Source organism: Pseudomonas sp. MM211, assembly GCF_020386635.1.
Classification (GTDB): domain Bacteria; phylum Pseudomonadota; class Gammaproteobacteria; order Pseudomonadales; family Pseudomonadaceae; genus Aquipseudomonas.
Map to the genome: position 1 here is coordinate 4,323,182 of NZ_CP081942.1, position 15,310 is coordinate 4,338,491.

General features: G+C 59.3%; 16 protein-coding genes and 1 pseudogene. 11 read left to right on the plus strand and 6 right to left on the minus strand.

Annotation, left to right across the window (positions count from 1 at the left end; genetic code table 11):
- Positions 1–97: 97 nt before the first annotated feature.
- Positions 98–550 (minus strand): (2Fe-2S)-binding protein, encoded by a 453-nt coding sequence (locus K5Q02_RS19885; RefSeq protein WP_225833477.1) that lies wholly within the window; start codon positions 548–550, stop codon positions 98–100.
- A gap of 768 nt (positions 551–1,318) precedes the next feature.
- Between K5Q02_RS19885 and K5Q02_RS19890 the strand changes: the two genes are divergently transcribed.
- The 3 genes from K5Q02_RS19890 to K5Q02_RS19900 all read left to right on the plus strand — a co-directional run bounded on the left by K5Q02_RS19890 (position 1,319) and on the right by K5Q02_RS19900 (position 4,062).
- Positions 1,319–1,936, plus strand: a complete 618-nt coding sequence (locus K5Q02_RS19890) for a hypothetical protein (RefSeq protein WP_225833479.1) — start codon at positions 1,319–1,321, stop codon at positions 1,934–1,936.
- A gap of 119 nt (positions 1,937–2,055) precedes the next feature.
- Complete coding sequence (locus tag K5Q02_RS19895; protein WP_225833481.1) at positions 2,056–3,090, plus strand: GGDEF domain-containing protein; 1,035 nt, start codon at positions 2,056–2,058, stop codon at positions 3,088–3,090.
- A gap of 150 nt (positions 3,091–3,240) precedes the next feature.
- On the plus strand, positions 3,241–4,062 hold the full coding sequence (locus tag K5Q02_RS19900) for an HDOD domain-containing protein (RefSeq protein ID WP_225833483.1): 822 nt from the start codon (positions 3,241–3,243) through the stop codon (positions 4,060–4,062).
- A 94-nt stretch (positions 4,063–4,156) separates the two neighbouring features.
- On the opposite strand, the gene K5Q02_RS19905 is transcribed toward K5Q02_RS19900, so the two are convergent.
- Together K5Q02_RS19905 and K5Q02_RS19910 are read right to left on the minus strand one after the other, a co-directional pair.
- Positions 4,157–4,801, minus strand: a complete 645-nt coding sequence (locus K5Q02_RS19905; protein ID WP_225833485.1) for a UPF0149 family protein — start codon at positions 4,799–4,801, stop codon at positions 4,157–4,159.
- A gap of 81 nt (positions 4,802–4,882) precedes the next feature.
- Positions 4,883–5,764, minus strand: a complete 882-nt coding sequence (locus K5Q02_RS19910; protein ID WP_225833488.1) for a LysR family transcriptional regulator — start codon at positions 5,762–5,764, stop codon at positions 4,883–4,885.
- Between the two features lie 187 nt (positions 5,765–5,951).
- Between K5Q02_RS19910 and K5Q02_RS19915 the strand changes: the two genes are divergently transcribed.
- The 3 genes from K5Q02_RS19915 (at position 5,952) to K5Q02_RS19925 (ending at position 10,153) form a co-directional block, all read left to right on the plus strand.
- Entirely contained in the window at positions 5,952–6,935 is a 984-nt protein-coding gene (locus tag K5Q02_RS19915) for an MBL fold metallo-hydrolase (RefSeq protein ID WP_225833490.1), read from the plus strand.
- 122 nt (positions 6,936–7,057) lie between these two features.
- Positions 7,058–9,061, plus strand: a complete 2,004-nt coding sequence (locus tag K5Q02_RS19920; protein ID WP_225833492.1) for a peptidase U32 family protein — start codon at positions 7,058–7,060, stop codon at positions 9,059–9,061.
- A 351-nt stretch (positions 9,062–9,412) separates the two neighbouring features.
- Positions 9,413–10,153: a zeta toxin family protein gene (locus K5Q02_RS19925; RefSeq protein WP_225833494.1), complete on the plus strand. Its 741-nt coding sequence runs from the start codon at positions 9,413–9,415 to the stop codon at positions 10,151–10,153.
- 52 nt (positions 10,154–10,205) lie between these two features.
- On the opposite strand, the gene K5Q02_RS24660 is transcribed toward K5Q02_RS19925, so the two are convergent.
- The gene (locus K5Q02_RS24660) at positions 10,206–10,781 is read right to left on the minus strand and encodes a methyl-accepting chemotaxis protein (RefSeq protein WP_442964021.1); all 576 of its coding nucleotides are present in this window, start codon (positions 10,779–10,781) and stop codon (positions 10,206–10,208) included.
- 9 nt (positions 10,782–10,790) lie between these two features.
- Positions 10,791–11,525, minus strand: a pseudogene (locus tag K5Q02_RS24665) (PAS domain-containing protein); the annotation flags it as partial.
- A gap of 429 nt (positions 11,526–11,954) precedes the next feature.
- Here K5Q02_RS24665 and K5Q02_RS19935 point away from each other — a divergent pair.
- The 5 genes from K5Q02_RS19935 (at position 11,955) to K5Q02_RS19955 (ending at position 14,532) form a co-directional block, all read left to right on the plus strand.
- Positions 11,955–12,563, plus strand: coding sequence for a hypothetical protein (locus tag K5Q02_RS19935; RefSeq protein WP_225833498.1), 609 nt, complete (start codon positions 11,955–11,957; stop codon positions 12,561–12,563).
- Between the two features lie 14 nt (positions 12,564–12,577).
- Positions 12,578–13,156, plus strand: coding sequence for a hypothetical protein (locus K5Q02_RS19940; protein ID WP_225833500.1), 579 nt, complete (start codon positions 12,578–12,580; stop codon positions 13,154–13,156).
- Between the two features lie 67 nt (positions 13,157–13,223).
- Positions 13,224–13,709, plus strand: coding sequence for a hypothetical protein (locus K5Q02_RS19945; protein WP_225833502.1), 486 nt, complete (start codon positions 13,224–13,226; stop codon positions 13,707–13,709).
- Positions 13,710–13,757: 48 nt separating this feature from the next.
- On the plus strand, positions 13,758–14,183 hold the full coding sequence (locus tag K5Q02_RS19950) for a thiol-disulfide oxidoreductase DCC family protein (protein ID WP_225833503.1): 426 nt from the start codon (positions 13,758–13,760) through the stop codon (positions 14,181–14,183).
- Positions 14,176–14,532 carry a DoxX-like family protein gene (locus tag K5Q02_RS19955; protein ID WP_225833505.1) on the plus strand — a complete coding sequence of 119 codons (357 nt, stop codon included), beginning with the start codon at positions 14,176–14,178 and terminating at the stop codon, positions 14,530–14,532. Before K5Q02_RS19950 ends, K5Q02_RS19955 begins: the two co-directional genes overlap by 8 nt.
- A gap of 6 nt (positions 14,533–14,538) precedes the next feature.
- On the opposite strand, the gene K5Q02_RS19960 is transcribed toward K5Q02_RS19955, so the two are convergent.
- Positions 14,539–15,123: an eCIS core domain-containing protein gene (locus K5Q02_RS19960; RefSeq protein WP_225833507.1), complete on the minus strand. Its 585-nt coding sequence runs from the start codon at positions 15,121–15,123 to the stop codon at positions 14,539–14,541.
- Between the last annotated feature and the right edge of the window lie 187 nt (positions 15,124–15,310).

Below are 15,310 nucleotides of genomic sequence, written 5' to 3' on the forward strand. Positions count from 1 at the left end.
TCAGTGGAAGCGCGATTGCTGCGGCTTCATAGGGAGCTCGGGGCGAGATTCAGTAGTTGGTACTGCTTAACCCCAAAAGTCGTATGCGTAAGGGAACCTAAACTTGCCCTGAGGACAGCTCACTGATCGCCGACTTGATCGCGTTATAGGTTCCGCAACGACAGAGGTTGGTCATCGCCGATATGATTTCGGCTTCCGTCGGATTGGGCGTGCGTTTGAGCAAAGCAGTCGCAGCCATGACCTGACCGGACTGGCAGTATCCGCACTGAGCCACCTGATGTTTGACCCAGGCGGCAACGACTCGCTTGCCGAGCTCGTCATCTTCTACGGCTTCGATGGTGCGGATTTCCCTGCCGGCCACACCCTCAACAGGCGTTACACAGGAACGCACCAAGAACCCGTCGACCATGACGGCGCAAGCTCCACACTGGGCCAGACCACAGCCGTACTTCGTTCCTGTAAGGCCAATATCATCGCGGATAAGCCACAGCAGCGGAGTTCCAGGCTCCGCCTCGACCTCATACTTGTTGCCGTTGACGTTAAGTTCCATGGTTCTAATCTCGGTCGGCTATATATATTTATTCTATGTATCCGTGGAGCTCGGCGACGGGCTCAATTCGGACGCACTTTCATTACTGAAACGACTAATAGCTGTATTTCCTTTACAGAATCGCCAGGTGCCGCGACAGGAAAGCGCTAAAAATACGTTTTTATATCAACAGGCATGTGATGCCAGATAGCTCATTTCACTGAGTTTCTTGCCTGATCCTATCTAGCGCTTCTTTACTCAGGAAAAGTATGGCTTTCATCAACATCTTAGTAGCGGCTGGCTACTTGGCCATCTTGCAAAGACGCTCATTAACGATGATAAAAATTGCTATCTGCAACAAATTCGTTTATGTCGCTGCCACATAGACAGTTAGACATATTGAAAGCCTCCGCTCTCTCGTCGCTCTACATCTTTTGGGATATGCGGCGGCGCCGTGAAGGCTTGAATTGATTGTTCTAGTCGATATCCATGCAACGTTGTGGTGGAACCCGGTATGAAAGCCACCTGTGCGGTACGCAAGTATTTGTTCTTGCCATAGATCGAAGATCGCGCTTCGCTCTGCATTGGCTGCTCGATTGGTAACGTTGTCGGGTGGGCACCGAATCCTTACCTAGAACCGCTGTCGTACGCCTTAACTTCAAGTTTTCACATCATCGAGTTCACATGCTTAACACTTCATTCGCTTGTCTTCTCACACTAGGTATCTGCCTGTTCAGCCTCAACGCAGTGGCGGCAAACAACAGAGCAGACACCTTTTACGGACAGGGGATGGAGGCACTGAACCAGCTACAACGGTTGACCAACGAACAGAGCGGTAACGCTGACGAACTCAACCGCCACCTCGATGACTTCGACACCCATATCAATAGTGCTGCACAGCTCGGGCACCCAGCTGCCAAGCTGCTTCAGGCACTGGTGCGCCTGAAGAGGCGGGCCCAGGATCCAGCTGTAGCACTGGAAGACCGACGCCAGGGCTGCGCCTCACTGAATGCCTTGGCCAAAGAGGGTTTCGTGGCCGCAGCCGTGCTGAATTTTCGGGAGTGCGACACCGCCTACAATCGCTTCGAATTCAACAGCCCTGAGCACCTTGCTGTCATGGAAGCGGTCGAGCAATCGCTCGGCCAGCAAGACCCAGCCCTAGCCTATTACCCGCTGCCCATGCTGGCCAGCCAGTGCTTCGCTGTCGAGCCGGCCCAGGTAAACGAGCTCACCCATGAACAATTTCGTGCTGAAGCCGAGTACATCCTCGGCAGCAGTCGGCTACCGGAAAGCCGCGAGGCCATCGAACGCAACTTGAAATGGCTGGAGGCGGCCTTCCGGCATGGCTGTACGGCCTCACTGGATATGCGCCCCGTGCTGCGCAAACAATTGACGAAATACCCGTAGCGGCATACTGACATCATCCTGCAAAATTACTGCAGTTTCATCACGCCAGCCGATCAAGGCTGCAAGCATCGCGGCGTGCCGCTACGCTTACTCGTCATGAATGCCTGCAGGCCGTATTGATGCCCCAACCGCTCGACCACAGTGATCAAACCCGACGCATGATGCTCAGAACATTGCTGTGGGTAACGATGTGCTTCGGGGTACTTTTCTCGATATTTAACGCAACCCGCGGGCTCTGGCTGCTGGTGAGCCTTGAAGTGGTCTATACGCTGCTGTCGCTGTACATGCTGATGGTCGTCGAGCGTACCCGGCACTTGCGGGCATTGACCATCATCTACCTGATTCCCTTCCTGAGCGTGATGATGCTCACCCTGGCCAACCCACATACATCGGTGGGTATATTTGCCTGGATCCAGACCATCCCCATCATCCTCTACCTGCTGCTCGGCCTGCGCCTGGGGCTGATCGGCTCACTATTTTTCGTCAGCCTGGGGCTGTACCTGTATACCCAGCATTACGCCGAAAAAGACCCGATGGACAACCTGGGTTTTATGCTCGACATTGGCCTGGCGAGCCTGGCAATCACCATCTTCTCCCATACCTATGAACGAAGCAGGGTTATCACCGAAAGGCGGCTGATCGAGCTGATCAGCACCGATAACCTCACAGGCCTGGCCAACCGTTCGAAACTTGCCGAAGTGTTCCATCGCGAGCGCAACCATGCCCGCCGCAACGATACCCCGCTGGCCCTGGTGTATCTGGATATCGATCACTTCAAGCAGATCAACGACCGCTTCGGCCATGAAGCGGGCGATCAGGCACTGTGCCATTTCGCCACCGTGCTATCGCAGCGCCTACGCGCTACCGACCTGCTCTGTCGGCTGGGTGGCGAGGAGTTTGCGGTGTTACTACCCAATGCCAACGCCGCGCAGGCCGCCGCGATTGCCGAGAACCTGCGTGAGCGCCTCGCGGGTATGCCCGTGGAGCTCAAGGGCACGCCGTTGCAAATGACGCTCAGCGCCGGGGTCGCTAACCTCGGACAGGATGGCGAACGCCTGGACGAGCTGATGAGCGCAGCAGATCGGCGCACCTATGCAGCGAAACGCGCGGGACGTAATCAGGTCGTCAGCGATGAGGCGACAGCCGCCACCTGATAACCGCCTTGGCATTGAAAACACATGCGTTTTTCGTTCTGCCAAACACCACGCCACCTCGAAAAAGCCCGCGCCAAGCCTGGCAGGTAGCCGCAGCGCGGCTATGCTGAAACTCCATATCGTCCCCCGGAATCTGCCCAGGAGCATCATATGGATATCGCCAGCCTCTTCGCCGAACTGCACACCCTGCCCAGCGTTCCCAAGGTCGCCCAGGATCTAATCCAGCAATTCGACAACCCCGCCACCAGCCTGGAAAGCGTGGCGCGCAATATCGAGCGTGACCCGGTGATCGCCGCCAAGGTGCTACGCCTGGCTAACTCGGCACGCTTTCGTGGCTCGCGCGAGGCCAGCAGCGTGGAGGATGCGGCCATGCGCCTGGGCTTCAACACCTTGCGCACCCTGGTGCTTGCTTCGGCCATGACCGGCGCCTTCAAGGTCGACACCGGCTTCGACCTGAAGAGTTTCTGGATTCGCAGCTTTCGCGTTGCCAGCATCGCGCGCGCCCTGGCCAAGCAGCTCAAGCTGGACGCTGACGCAGCCTTCACCTGCGGCATGATGCACAACATCGGCGAGCTGCTGATCCAGAGCGGCGCCCCGGACTTCGCCCGCCGCCTGAACCGTCATCCGCACCGCGAGGCCGCGGCCCAGGCTGCCGAGGAAACCCTGCAACTGGGGTTCGGCTACCCGGAAGTCGGCGCCGAGCTGGCACGCCGCTGGCAGTTGCCGGCACTGATCCAGAACGCCATCGCCTATCAGGGCAAACCCGGCCAAGCGCCGGACGGCGGCCAATATGCGCGCCTGGTGGCGCAATCCATTCATGTTGAGGAAAGCCTCGAGGCACACGGTCTGACCGACGAAGCCCGCCAGGATCTGGAAGGCCCGCTGTTCGAGGAAGTGGATCTGGGCAAACTGTTCGAGGCGCTGCCAGCGGTACTGGAAGCCGACAAGGCGTTTGGCGAATTGCTCGCGTAGGCGCGCGCTTCTGAATGATGCGACGGTGGCGCATCCAGCATGATCGGCGGAGAAGCCACCAATCGCCGGCAAGCCGGCTCCTACGGAGTCCGGCTCACTGCATGCAGCACTGCTTGTACTTTTTGCCGCTGCCGCAGGTACACGGGTCGTTACGGCCAACTTTGGTCTCGTCACGACGCACCGGCAGCAACGGCTCAAGGTGCTCCTGCCAGTACGCGTAAATAGCCACCGCAGCCGGTTCGAGCGTGGCGACGGAGGCATCGTACTCGTCGTCGGACATGGCATTGAGCGCTTCCGAGCCGCTCTCGGCACCGTGCAGAATGATCACCGCCAACGAGGCTTCCAGCGCCTCTGGCAACCCATCATCGAGCCAGCCGGCAGTATTCGCGCCACGCAGGTAACCGGCGCACCACTCGGAAACGATCAGCTTTTCGCCCTTGCCATTAGCGTCGGCCAGGAAGATCGCCTCGTAATCGTCCGGCTCTTCACCAAGCATGTAAGCCGCTTCGCTCATCAGCTCGATGGCCAGCTTTCTGAAGGTTTCCGCCTCCTTGTCGCTCGGCCAGCGCGGCAACTTGTCAGCCCAGATAGCCGGGTACCAGGTGCCGGGGTCGATCTGCCGTGGCCCCGACACGATGCCGGCAAAGAAACCATCCAGCTCGCTGGCGGACAGAATGGAATCATCGTTGCCGTACTTGAGCAGCAACTGGTCGAGCTTTTCGAGCCCCTTGTTATCCATCGAAAACGCTCCCCGGCAAAAAAGGCCGCTAATGTCCCACAGTTAGCCATCGCCCAAAAGCCTTGCCGGCAATTGTGCCGATCAATGCCCTGCCGTGATTGCTTCGATGAAGCGCTCACGCAGCCAGATCGACCCCGGGTCATGGTGCGCCCTCGGGTGCCAGGCCATCGAAAACTGGAACTGCGGAATATCGAATGGCAGGTCGACCACTTCGAGCAGGGAATCGTAGCGAGCCAGCAAGCGGCTTGGCATGGTTGCCACCTGATCGCTGTGCGCCAATACCAAGGCGACCTGGTTGTAGCTGGGCACGGCCATGGCGACGTGGCGTACACGCCCCAGATCCGCTAGAACATCGTCGATGGCGGTATGAAAATGCGCCCGTTGCGACACGATCACATGCTGCAGCTGGCAGTACTCATCCAGGGTCGGCACCACCTTGCCACGCGGGTGGCCAATGCGCTGGGCCATCAGGAAGTGATCACTCTTGAGGAAGCGAATCTTCAATACATCCGGAATCCTGGCCGCATCACCGAGAAACAGATCGACTTCACCGCGCGCCATGCGCTCGACCAAACCTTCTTCGCTTGCCGGAATCGAGGCAATGCGCAGTCCTGGGTTTTGCAACGCTGCGGCCTGAGCCATCACCGAGAGCCCGGCGATGGTGAATACGTTGTCGTTGGCAGCGATGACGAAGGTTCGCCGCGAGGTTGTGGGGACGAACTCGCTGTCGCTCACCACCGCCTTACGCAGGCCTGCCAGCGCCTGGCCAAGCGGCCCGCGCAGCTCCAGCGCTCGCGGGGTCGGCACCATACCGCGCCCGTTGCTGGATGGCATCAGCAGTGCATCGCCGAACAACACGCGCAGCCGCGAAAGCTGCCCGGACAGGGTCGACTGGCTGATGTTCAGACGCCGGGCGGCGCGGGTGACATTCTGCTCTTCCAGCAGCACGTCAAGCGAGATCAACAGGGGAAGCTCGGAGCGCCTGATATCCAAATTACCAATACCTCGTATGGAATCTGCCCACTCACACCCTTGAGCTTGGCGGCGTTAGCTTAGCAGCACCCGAGCAAACAACCTGTATTGGCTTACAGGCATCCTTAATACCGATACCTGATCGAGCCCGAGCGAACCAATCGACAACGGAGCATTCATGTCTCGCACGCCCCTCACCCTCCTCCTCAGCGCCCTGACCCTTGCCACTGCCGGCGCGCTCCCCGCCCATGCTGCACAACCGGCGCTGGCAGCGAGCGCAACAACCGAGCAGGCCACCCAGGCCGGTTACTACCGCTTCAATATAGGTGAGCTGCAGGTCACGGCACTGAGCGACGGTTCGGTTCCGGTGGACAGCCATGCGCTGCTCAAGGGGCTGTCCACCGAGCAGATCGACAAACTGCTCGCGCGCGGCTTCCAGACCAATCCGGTGGAAACCTCGATCAACGCCTTTCTGATCGACACCGGCAAGCGTCTGGTACTCGTCGATACCGGCGCAGGCACTCTGTTCGGCGCCCACACCGGCGGCAAGCTGCTGGGCAGCCTGGCGCAGATCGGCGTGAAGCCGGAGCAGATCGATGACATTCTCATCACCCACCTGCACAGCGACCACAGCGGCGGCCTGGTTCAGGGCGGGCAGATCGTGTTTCCCAATGCCGTGGTGCACGTGGCCAAGAGCGATATCGACTATTTCCTGGCAGCCGACCGCCAGAACGGCGTACCCGGTTACGACAAGTCCTACTTCAAGATCGCCGGCGACAGCATCTCGCCCTACCTGGCATCGGGTCAGGTGAAAACCTTCGAGGGCAGCAGTGAAGTGCTGCCAGGAATCACCACGATCCCAGCGCCCGGCCATACGCCCGGGCACAGCAACTTCCGCCTGAAGAATGGGGAAGACAGCATCACCTTTATCGGCGATCTGGTGCATGTCTATGCCGTGCAGATGCCCAACCCGAAGGTCACCATCGATTTCGACCTCGACCAACCGAGTGCCTCCGCCCAGCGCAAGAACCGTTTCGACGCCTTCGTCAGCCAGCGCGAGCGCATTGCCGCTGCTCACCTGCCCTATCCCGGCATCGGCCATCTACGCCGGGACGGCCAGGGCTATGCCTTCGTACCAGTGGACTACCGTTTCCGGCCATAGGGCGCCTGCTGGCAGGGCTGGCCGCCGGCTTCAGGCAACCAACCGGCGGCTCGGGGTGTCCTCCGCCCCGCAGGCCGTTACAATGCGCACCTCGACCGTGCTCAGCCCTATAAAGAAAAAACATGTCCTTGCCCAAGAACCACCTGGAACTGCTCAGCCCTGCCCGTGATGTCAGCATCGCCCGCGAGGCCATCCTGCATGGCGCCGACGCCATCTATATCGGCGGCCCGAGCTTCGGCGCGCGGCACAACGCGTGCAACGACGTCAGCGATATCGCCGGGCTCGTGGAGTTCGCGCGCCGTTATCACGCCCGGGTGTTCACCACCATCAACACCATCCTGCATGACGATGAGCTGGAGCCAGCGCGCAAGCTGATCCACCAACTCTACGACGCGGGCGTGGATGCGCTGATCGTGCAGGACCTGGGCGTGCTGGATCTGGATATTCCGCCGATCGAGCTGCATGCCAGCACGCAGACGGACATCCGCACCCTGGATCGGGCCAAGTTCCTCGACCAGGCCGGCTTCTCGCAGCTGGTTCTGGCCCGCGAGCTGAACCTGCAGGAAATACGCGCCATCGCCGATGAAACCGATGCCGCCATCGAATTCTTCATCCATGGCGCGCTGTGCGTGGCCTTCTCCGGCCAGTGCAACATCTCCCACGCCCAGAATGGCCGTAGCGCCAATCGCGGCGACTGCTCCCAGGCCTGCCGCCTGCCCTACACCCTAAAGGACGATCAGGGCCGCGTGGTCGCCTTCGAGAAGCACCTGCTGTCGATGAAGGACAACAACCAGAGCGCCAACCTGCGCGCCCTGGTCGAGGCCGGCGTACGCTCGTTCAAGATCGAAGGCCGCTACAAAGACATGGGCTACGTGAAGAACATCACCGCCTACTACCGCCAGCGTCTCGACGACATCCTCGAAGAGCGCCCGGATCTCGCCCGTGCCTCCAGCGGCCGCACCGCGCATTTCTTCCTGCCTGATCCGGACAAGACCTTCCACCGCGGCAGCACCGACTACTTCGTCACCGACCGCAAGGTCGATATCGGCGCCTTCGATTCGCCGACCTTTACCGGCCTCTCCGTTGGCCACGTCGAGAAAGTGAACAAGCGCGACCTGATCGCCGTCACCCATGAGCCACTGTCCAATGGTGACGGCCTCAACGTGCTGGTCAAACGCGAAGTGGTGGGTTTTCGCACCAACATCGCCGAGCTGAAAGAAGAGTTCGAAGAAGACGGCGAGAAGCGCTGGCGCTATCGCGTCGAGCCCAACGAGATGCCGGCCGGCATGTTCCGCCTGCGCCCCAACCATCCGCTGAGCCGCAACCTCGACCACAACTGGCAGCAAGCGCTGCAGAAGACCTCGGCAGAGCGCCGCATCGGCATCCAGTGGCAAGCAGCGCTGCGCGAAGAACGCCTGACCCTGACCGCAACCAGCGAAGAAGGCCTGAGCGCCACCGCCAGCCTGGACGGCCCATTCAGTGCCGCCAACAAGCCGGAGCAGGCCCTCGACGGGCTGCGTGATCTGCTCACCCAACTGGGCACTACCATCTACCACGCCCAAGGCGTAGAACTGGATGCACCCCAGGCGTTCTTCGTGCCGAACTCGCAGCTCAAGAACCTGCGCCGCGAGGCCATCGAAGCACTCACCGAAGCCCGCATCGCCGCCCACCCACGTGGCGGGCGCAAAGCAGAAAGCACGCCGCCCCCGGTGTATCCGGAGTCGCACCTGTCATTTCTGGCCAACGTCTACAACCACAAGGCACGCGAGTTCTACCATCGCCACGGCGTGCAGTTGATCGACGCGGCCTACGAGGCCCACGAAGAACTGGGCGAAGTGCCGGTAATGATCACCAAACATTGCCTGCGCTTCTCCTTCAACCTGTGCCCGAAACAGGCCAAGGGCGTCACCGGCGTGAAGACCAAGGTCGCGCCGATGCAACTGGTACACGGCGATGAAGTGCTGACCCTGAAGTTCGACTGCAAGCCCTGTGAAATGCACGTGATCGGCAAGATGAAGGGCCACATCCTCGGCCTGCCACTCGCCGGCAGTGCCGCGGCTCAGGTGGTCGGCCATATCACCCCCGAGGATCTGATGAAAACCGCACGACAGCGCGCGCCGCACTGATACAGTAACAAGGGCTCAGGAAGAGCCCATTTCATAAAGCACCTGACGGTGGCTAGAATGATTTAAAGCTGGTGACGAGCGCGCGGGAGAACGTAATGGTACAAGTGAAGAAGAAAGGCCTTAGTGAGGCTGAGACTCAGAACCTTGAGAGCATGATCCCAGAGCTGGCGACAGGCGCCACACACACAGCCTACGTGAAAGCTTTGGCTGCCGGACATACCGTAATTCGCACACAAGGCTCGCAGCTCGTAGCGACGAATGCGGACGGAGAAGTGCAAGTCATCGGTGCAGCACCTCCCTTGCACAAGGTGAAAAAAGGACAACCTTTCAAGATTCGGTCGGCGTAGAGACATGTCGGTACCGAGGCTTCGCGTCTTTGCCGGCCCTAACGGATCGGGTAAGAGCACCATCAAGGATGTTTTGCCAGCACACCTGATCTATATCTACGTCAATGCCGATGAAATCGAGAAGGAGGTCAAAGCCACCGGCCGGGTGGATCTGACACCTTTCGAAGTGGCGACCAGCCAAGATATATTTCAAGCGTTCTTCGCCAATCATGGATTGGTTCTGCATGCGGGGCTGAAAAATCAGGTGGGGCAGATAGCTGTCGACGGCCAATTCATCGTGTTCAATGGCATTGTGATGAACTCCTATCATGCCTCAGTGATTGCAGACTTCATCCGCCACGAATTGATCGCCAGGAAGGCCAGTTTCACCTTTGAGACGGTTATGTCATCACCTGACAAGGTGGAGTTCATCAAGATGGCACGAACCAAAGGCTATCGCACCTATCTCTATTTCGTCGCCACGGAAGATCCCGCAATCAACATAAACCGGGTCGCCAACCGCGTGAGCGATGGAGGCCATGGCGTTCCTGAAGACAAAATCGTCGAGCGTTACTGGCGTACTCTTGGGTTGCTACCCGAAGCCATACAAGCATCCAGCCGCGCATACCTGTTCGACAATTCGGGAGATCGCGCGGTGCTCGAGGTCGAGATTACAGATAGCGAAGAAGCCGAGTTCAAGATCGACAATCTTCATAGCTGGTGCATGACGGCGCTCGAAGCCCTGGCGAATCAACCAGCGAGTTGACCCCGAAATAAAACAGGGCCACGAGAGCGCGGCCCTATTTGCTCGCCAACAACTACTTCAACTGACTGGCAAATCGCTCAACAGCGGCCAGCACCTGCTTGGCGCCCTGGCGGATTTCGACGATCACCTCGCCGGCCTCGTTGGCAAGCTCCAGACCGGCTTCGGCCTGGGTACGGCTGCTGGCCATATCGCGTACCGCAGCGTCCACCAGCTTCTGGTTTTCCTGAACCACGCCGACGATTTCCTCGGTGGCGCTACTCGTGCGGCTGGCCAGTTGTCGAACTTCATCGGCGACTACGGCAAAACCACGGCCCTGCTCACCGGCACGTGCTGCTTCGATGGCGGCGTTGAGCGCCAGCAGGTTGGTCTGCTGGGCGATGCTGCCGATGGTCTGCACCATGGTGCTGATCAGCACTGACTGCTTGCCCAGCGCTTCGATGCCCTGGGATGCGGAGGTCATTTCCTCGGAAATGCGCTGCATGGTCTGCACGGTATCGGTCACCACCTGGGCGCCACGCTGAGCCGTGGTGTCGGTCTGCTGGGAAATCCCGTAGGCGATGCCGGCAGCGTCGTTGACCTCTTCCTCACGGTTGACCTGGTCAGTGATAACGGTGGCGAACTTGACCACCTTGTAGAGTTTGTCCTGAGTGTCGTGTACCGGGTTGTAGGTCGCTTCCAGCCAGACCACCCGGCCATGGCTGTCGATGCGCTTGAAGCGGCCAGCGACGAACTCGCCCCGATTGAGGCGCTCCCAGAACTGCTTGTACTGGGGAGTATGGGTTTCCTGAGGATCGCAAAACAGGCTGTGGTGCTTGCCCTTGATGCGCTCCAGACCATAACCCATGGCCTGCAGAAACTGATCGTTGGCGGTCAGTACATTGCCACTGAGGTCGAACTCGATCACGGCCGTAGAACGCAGCAGCGCGTTGATGAAGTCCTCGTTCTCCCGTGCCCGGTTCATGGTCTCGGTAATTTCTGTCCCGAAGCACTGGATACGCCGCACCACGCCGCTCTCGTCCACCACAGGTTGCCAGCAGGCCTGAATCCATACCAGCGCGCCATCTGCGCGCAGGAACCGATAGCGGTCACGCACCGAACCACCGGTTCGAACCGACTCGCGCAGGTTCTTGAAGCACGGCAAGGTCTTCACGTATGGCGGCACGATATCGCTCATCGGCCGGTTGCTCAGCTGCTCGACGCTATAACCGACGAAGCGGGTGAAGTTGGCATTGCAATCGATGATTCGATACTCGGGATCGACCGTCAGCATGATCATCTCGGTCTGGATACCCTGGTACAGCTGCCGCAGCAATGACAGTTCGGCATCCTTGGTCTGCAACTCTTTTTTCAAGCGACTACCGAACATGCTCATTCTCCCTAAGCAATCTTGTAAGAGGTCATCGGCCACTCAGGCGTTTTATTGAGCGACCTCAAGAACAGCGCGACTGCATTGCCGATCTGCCATAAAGCATAGAGGGCAGGTGCACAGCCATGAGAGTTTCAGATTAAAAAAGGCGCGACGCTGATGAGCCGACAACGTGGAAGCAAATTGACATTAGCCCTCTATGAAAGTGCGACAACAAATACCGACTCGCGGCACTCTCACCGCACACATCAGCGACCACTCAATACTTCGAAAACCTCATTCGGTAAAACGCCGGATCGGGCTTGCCTCACAAACGTGACCACAGTACTGGCTTCATCACTGCATGAGTTCTAAGATGGCGCCCCCTCGCAGGCCAGAGCATCAGATGCCTGCGTAGCGTTCCCTCCCCGCTCCTGTTTTTTTCAAGGAAGAAGCATGAAAAAGCTGCTTTATCTCTGCACCATTTCTTTATTGCTGACGCTGACCGGCTGTGTGTCCTTCGTACCCGCTGGCCCTATCGGCGACCCCGCTCAGAAAGCCACGATCACCCAGCCTCGCGCAGCGATGATCGACGACGTTGTGATTACCGACAGCAAAGTCAAAGACGCGCTGCGCAAGACCCTCAGCGCGCAATTCACCGAGCAGTTGGCCCGCCGCGTAGAGCGCGGTGAGTACTTCGAGGAAGTGATCAGCTTTCCTGCCACCCTTGGTGAGCAGGACGTCGGTCTGAAGTTCACTTTTACCTCGCTGAAAGCCAAACGCACGCCACACCCGGCCTACTTTCCCGGCGCCCTGCTGACCCTGACCGTGTGGATCTGGGTGAACGGCCCCATCTACGTCGACAAATACGACCTCGCCGGCAACCTGCAGATCGTCGATGCCCACGGCAAGCTACTGAGCAGCAGCGAGCAGGCGGTGAAACTGAACCAGAACACCGGCCTGTGGGACAACGATTACTTCAACACCTCGCTCGGCGCCGATCAGTTGAACCAGTTGGTCGAGCAACTGCTGCAAGACGCCACTCGCAAACTCGCCAAGCCCTGACAAGGACGTACACCATGAACAAGCTGTTTTCCGCCATTCTGGCCACTGCCCTGCTCACCCTGACCGGCTGCGCCTCCTATTCGAATCACGATCTGGTACCAGTCGAACAATGGCCGCTGGCAGCACCTGCCGAGGCCAAACCGACCGCTCAGTTGAAAGTCGAAAGCCGCTACCTGTTCAACGAACAGAATCGCGCCGGCGGCTTCGATCAGACCAATCTCGAAAACCTGCTGATCCAGCAACTCAAAGACAGCGGACGCTTCAGCGCCGTGACCACGGCCAAGGAGCGCTCGGATGTTTACATCAATGCACGTGTAACCAACCATGAGCGCGGCAGCATGTTCAGCGCAGTGGTCACCGGCGCTACCTTCTTCATCATTCCTGGCCGGTTCAAGAATGAACTGACCATGGAAATGCAGTTCAAGGACGCTGACGGCAAACTGCTCGGCAAGGTGGAGAAGAGCGAAACCATCACCACTTGGATGCAGTTGCTGCTGATCTTCGCCCTACCGTTCAACGAGTCGGCGGATAACATCCTTGTTCAGCTGACCCGCAGCAGTCTGGAAGAAGCAGCACGTCAGAAGCTGATCTGACGTTCGAATGGGGCGAGCGCAAAAGCTCGCCCCACTTATGGCCACGTGTGCCTTCAAAGGAATGACAATGGTGTACTACCCGCGAGAAGAACAGCGCGACTTCCTGTTCACACTGTCCTCACTTGCCATCTGGATGATTCCCGCCTTCGCCTTCATCGCCTTTCTGGCACAGAGCGGTGCCACTATCGCGATCATAAAGGTGTGGCCGACGACTGCCGAAGGTGTTGTTACTTCCGTAAAGACCATGCAGGGAAACAGTAGCGTGGAGCTTTACGAGTACAGCTTCAGCACGTCTGACGCATTGCAGCTCAACGGTGTGGCCGAGCAGTACCGGCTGCCCACCACGGCAGCTCACGCCGTGGGCCAGAGCATCGAGATCATGCACTCACCTCTACTGCCCAGTTTTCACATACCTCGTGAAATCTACGAACATAGCCGCATGAACTTCCTGGTGTTCACGTCGTGCATCGCTGCCATCTTCGTATTGCTTGCCGTGTCCATCTACGCACTGGTTCGTCAGTGCTCACATGCACGTGAAGATATCCATTACTAGGCCTGCCGCTGCGTTACTCTGAGTGCATCGTCAGTGCGAGGGATATCAATGGCTTACCCACCTTACTTGCAGCCCGGTGATCGGGTCGTGCTGTTCGATGGTGTCTGCAAACTGTGCAATGGCTGGAGCCGATTTCTGATCCGCCATGACCGCGCTGGCAAACTCAAGCTGTGCAGCGTGCAATCCACCCAAGGCCAGGCGATCCTGGCCTGGTTCGGCATGCCGCTGGATCATTTCGACACGCTGCTCTATGTCGAGGGTGATCGGGCGTTGAAGCGCAGCGATGCGATTCTGGCGATCCTTCGGCAGTTGCCGGCTCCGTGGCGCTGGGCGACGCTGCTACGTGTCATACCGCGACGCGTGCGCGACTGGGCTTACGATCCTATCGCCCGCAACCGTTATCGCCTGTTCGGCCGCCACGCGCACTGCCCGTTGCCGCGCCCCGAAGACCGTGAGCGCTTCCTGCATGACTGATGCCTTGCTGGCGCGCCTGACCCTGGGGGTGATCTTCATCTACCACGGCCTGGTGCCGAAGTTGCTGTTTCTCAGCCCCACCGAACTGCGCATGCTCGACGCCCATGGCCTGCCTCATGCAGTGGCTGCGCTGGCGGGCGTTGCCGAGATTCTGCTGGGGCTCGCCATCGTGCTGCTGCGTCGCCAGCGCTGGCCGCTGTGGCTGGCCCTGGCCGCGCTGATTCTGTTGCTGGTGGATGTGGCGATCTTCGTTCCGGAGTTGCTGGCGGAGGCCTTCAACCCGGTGACCGTCAACCTGGCGGCCAGCGTGTTGTGCGTGATCGCACTGCGAGCCAAGCGCGCGGAGTAGGCGCGACTAGTTGCGCCCCTGCTCGCGCAATAGGCGCGCGATCTCTGCCTGTCGACGATAGGCCGGCGCTTCTACGGCGTTGAAGTCGCGGCTGTAACGCGCGGCGAAGCCGGCACTGCCCCACTCCCGGTATTGCTGCACGTGCAGCAGCTCGTGGGCCCACAGGGCCGCATCTTGCTCGGCCATTTGAGCGTTGCGAAACACGATGATATCGACCAGGGTGACGGCCTTGATGTCGGGGTTCTGCATCACGTTTCGGGCGGCGCTCAGTTCATCGGTATCACCGACCTTGTAGCGCACGGCATCGAGCAATTCGGCCGGATAGAACGGCAGTAGCTGACGACGGATTTCGAAAGGAATCGGCAATGTCCCCCCGCGCGCGGCCGACGCACGCGATCGCAGAATCCAAGCTTCCAGCGCCTTGGCCGAGATCGTTCCGGCACGCTCCTGCATCGGCCCGAGCACGCCGTTCGGGTCGGGTACGCAAATGCAGCCGCCCAGGCAGACCTGGGTTTCGCCGGGCGCACAGGCCAGCGCGGGGGATACCTGGAAAACAGCCAGAAGGACGAACGCCAGACTGCGTTTGAACATGGATCGCTCTCGACTTACGCAAAGAGGCGACCTTGGCGTCAGCGGCGCAGAATGTCCAGCCTCTTAGAGCCTGTTCACGATCTCCATGCCGGGCTTTATCTATTTTGATTGCGACGTGGCGAAAGCGGTCATCAGGCGCTGCTGCTTTTCTTTATGTGGGAGGGGCTTTAGCCGCGATTGTGCCTAT

Bases quoted from the DNA above. Each gene is read 5' to 3' on its own strand.
- K5Q02_RS19885 (WP_225833477.1), bottom strand. From the start codon at position 550: ATGGAACTTAACGTCAACGGCAACAAGTATGAGGTCGAGGCGGAGCCT.
- K5Q02_RS19890 (WP_225833479.1), top strand. From the start codon at position 1,319: ATGGAGGCACTGAACCAGCTACAACGGTTGACCAACGAACAGAGCGGT.
- K5Q02_RS19895 (WP_225833481.1), top strand. From the start codon at position 2,056: ATGCCCCAACCGCTCGACCACAGTGATCAAACCCGACGCATGATGCTC.
- K5Q02_RS19900 (WP_225833483.1), top strand. From the start codon at position 3,241: ATGGATATCGCCAGCCTCTTCGCCGAACTGCACACCCTGCCCAGCGTT.
- K5Q02_RS19905 (WP_225833485.1), bottom strand. From the start codon at position 4,801: ATGGATAACAAGGGGCTCGAAAAGCTCGACCAGTTGCTGCTCAAGTAC.
- K5Q02_RS19915 (WP_225833490.1), top strand. From the start codon at position 5,952: ATGTCTCGCACGCCCCTCACCCTCCTCCTCAGCGCCCTGACCCTTGCC.
- K5Q02_RS19920 (WP_225833492.1), top strand. From the start codon at position 7,058: ATGTCCTTGCCCAAGAACCACCTGGAACTGCTCAGCCCTGCCCGTGAT.
- K5Q02_RS19925 (WP_225833494.1), top strand. From the start codon at position 9,413: ATGTCGGTACCGAGGCTTCGCGTCTTTGCCGGCCCTAACGGATCGGGT.
- K5Q02_RS19935 (WP_225833498.1), top strand. From the start codon at position 11,955: ATGAAAAAGCTGCTTTATCTCTGCACCATTTCTTTATTGCTGACGCTG.
- K5Q02_RS19940 (WP_225833500.1), top strand. From the start codon at position 12,578: ATGAACAAGCTGTTTTCCGCCATTCTGGCCACTGCCCTGCTCACCCTG.
- K5Q02_RS19945 (WP_225833502.1), top strand. From the start codon at position 13,224: ATGGTGTACTACCCGCGAGAAGAACAGCGCGACTTCCTGTTCACACTG.
- K5Q02_RS19950 (WP_225833503.1), top strand. From the start codon at position 13,758: ATGGCTTACCCACCTTACTTGCAGCCCGGTGATCGGGTCGTGCTGTTC.
- K5Q02_RS19955 (WP_225833505.1), top strand. From the start codon at position 14,176: ATGACTGATGCCTTGCTGGCGCGCCTGACCCTGGGGGTGATCTTCATC.
- K5Q02_RS19960 (WP_225833507.1), bottom strand. From the start codon at position 15,123: ATGTTCAAACGCAGTCTGGCGTTCGTCCTTCTGGCTGTTTTCCAGGTA.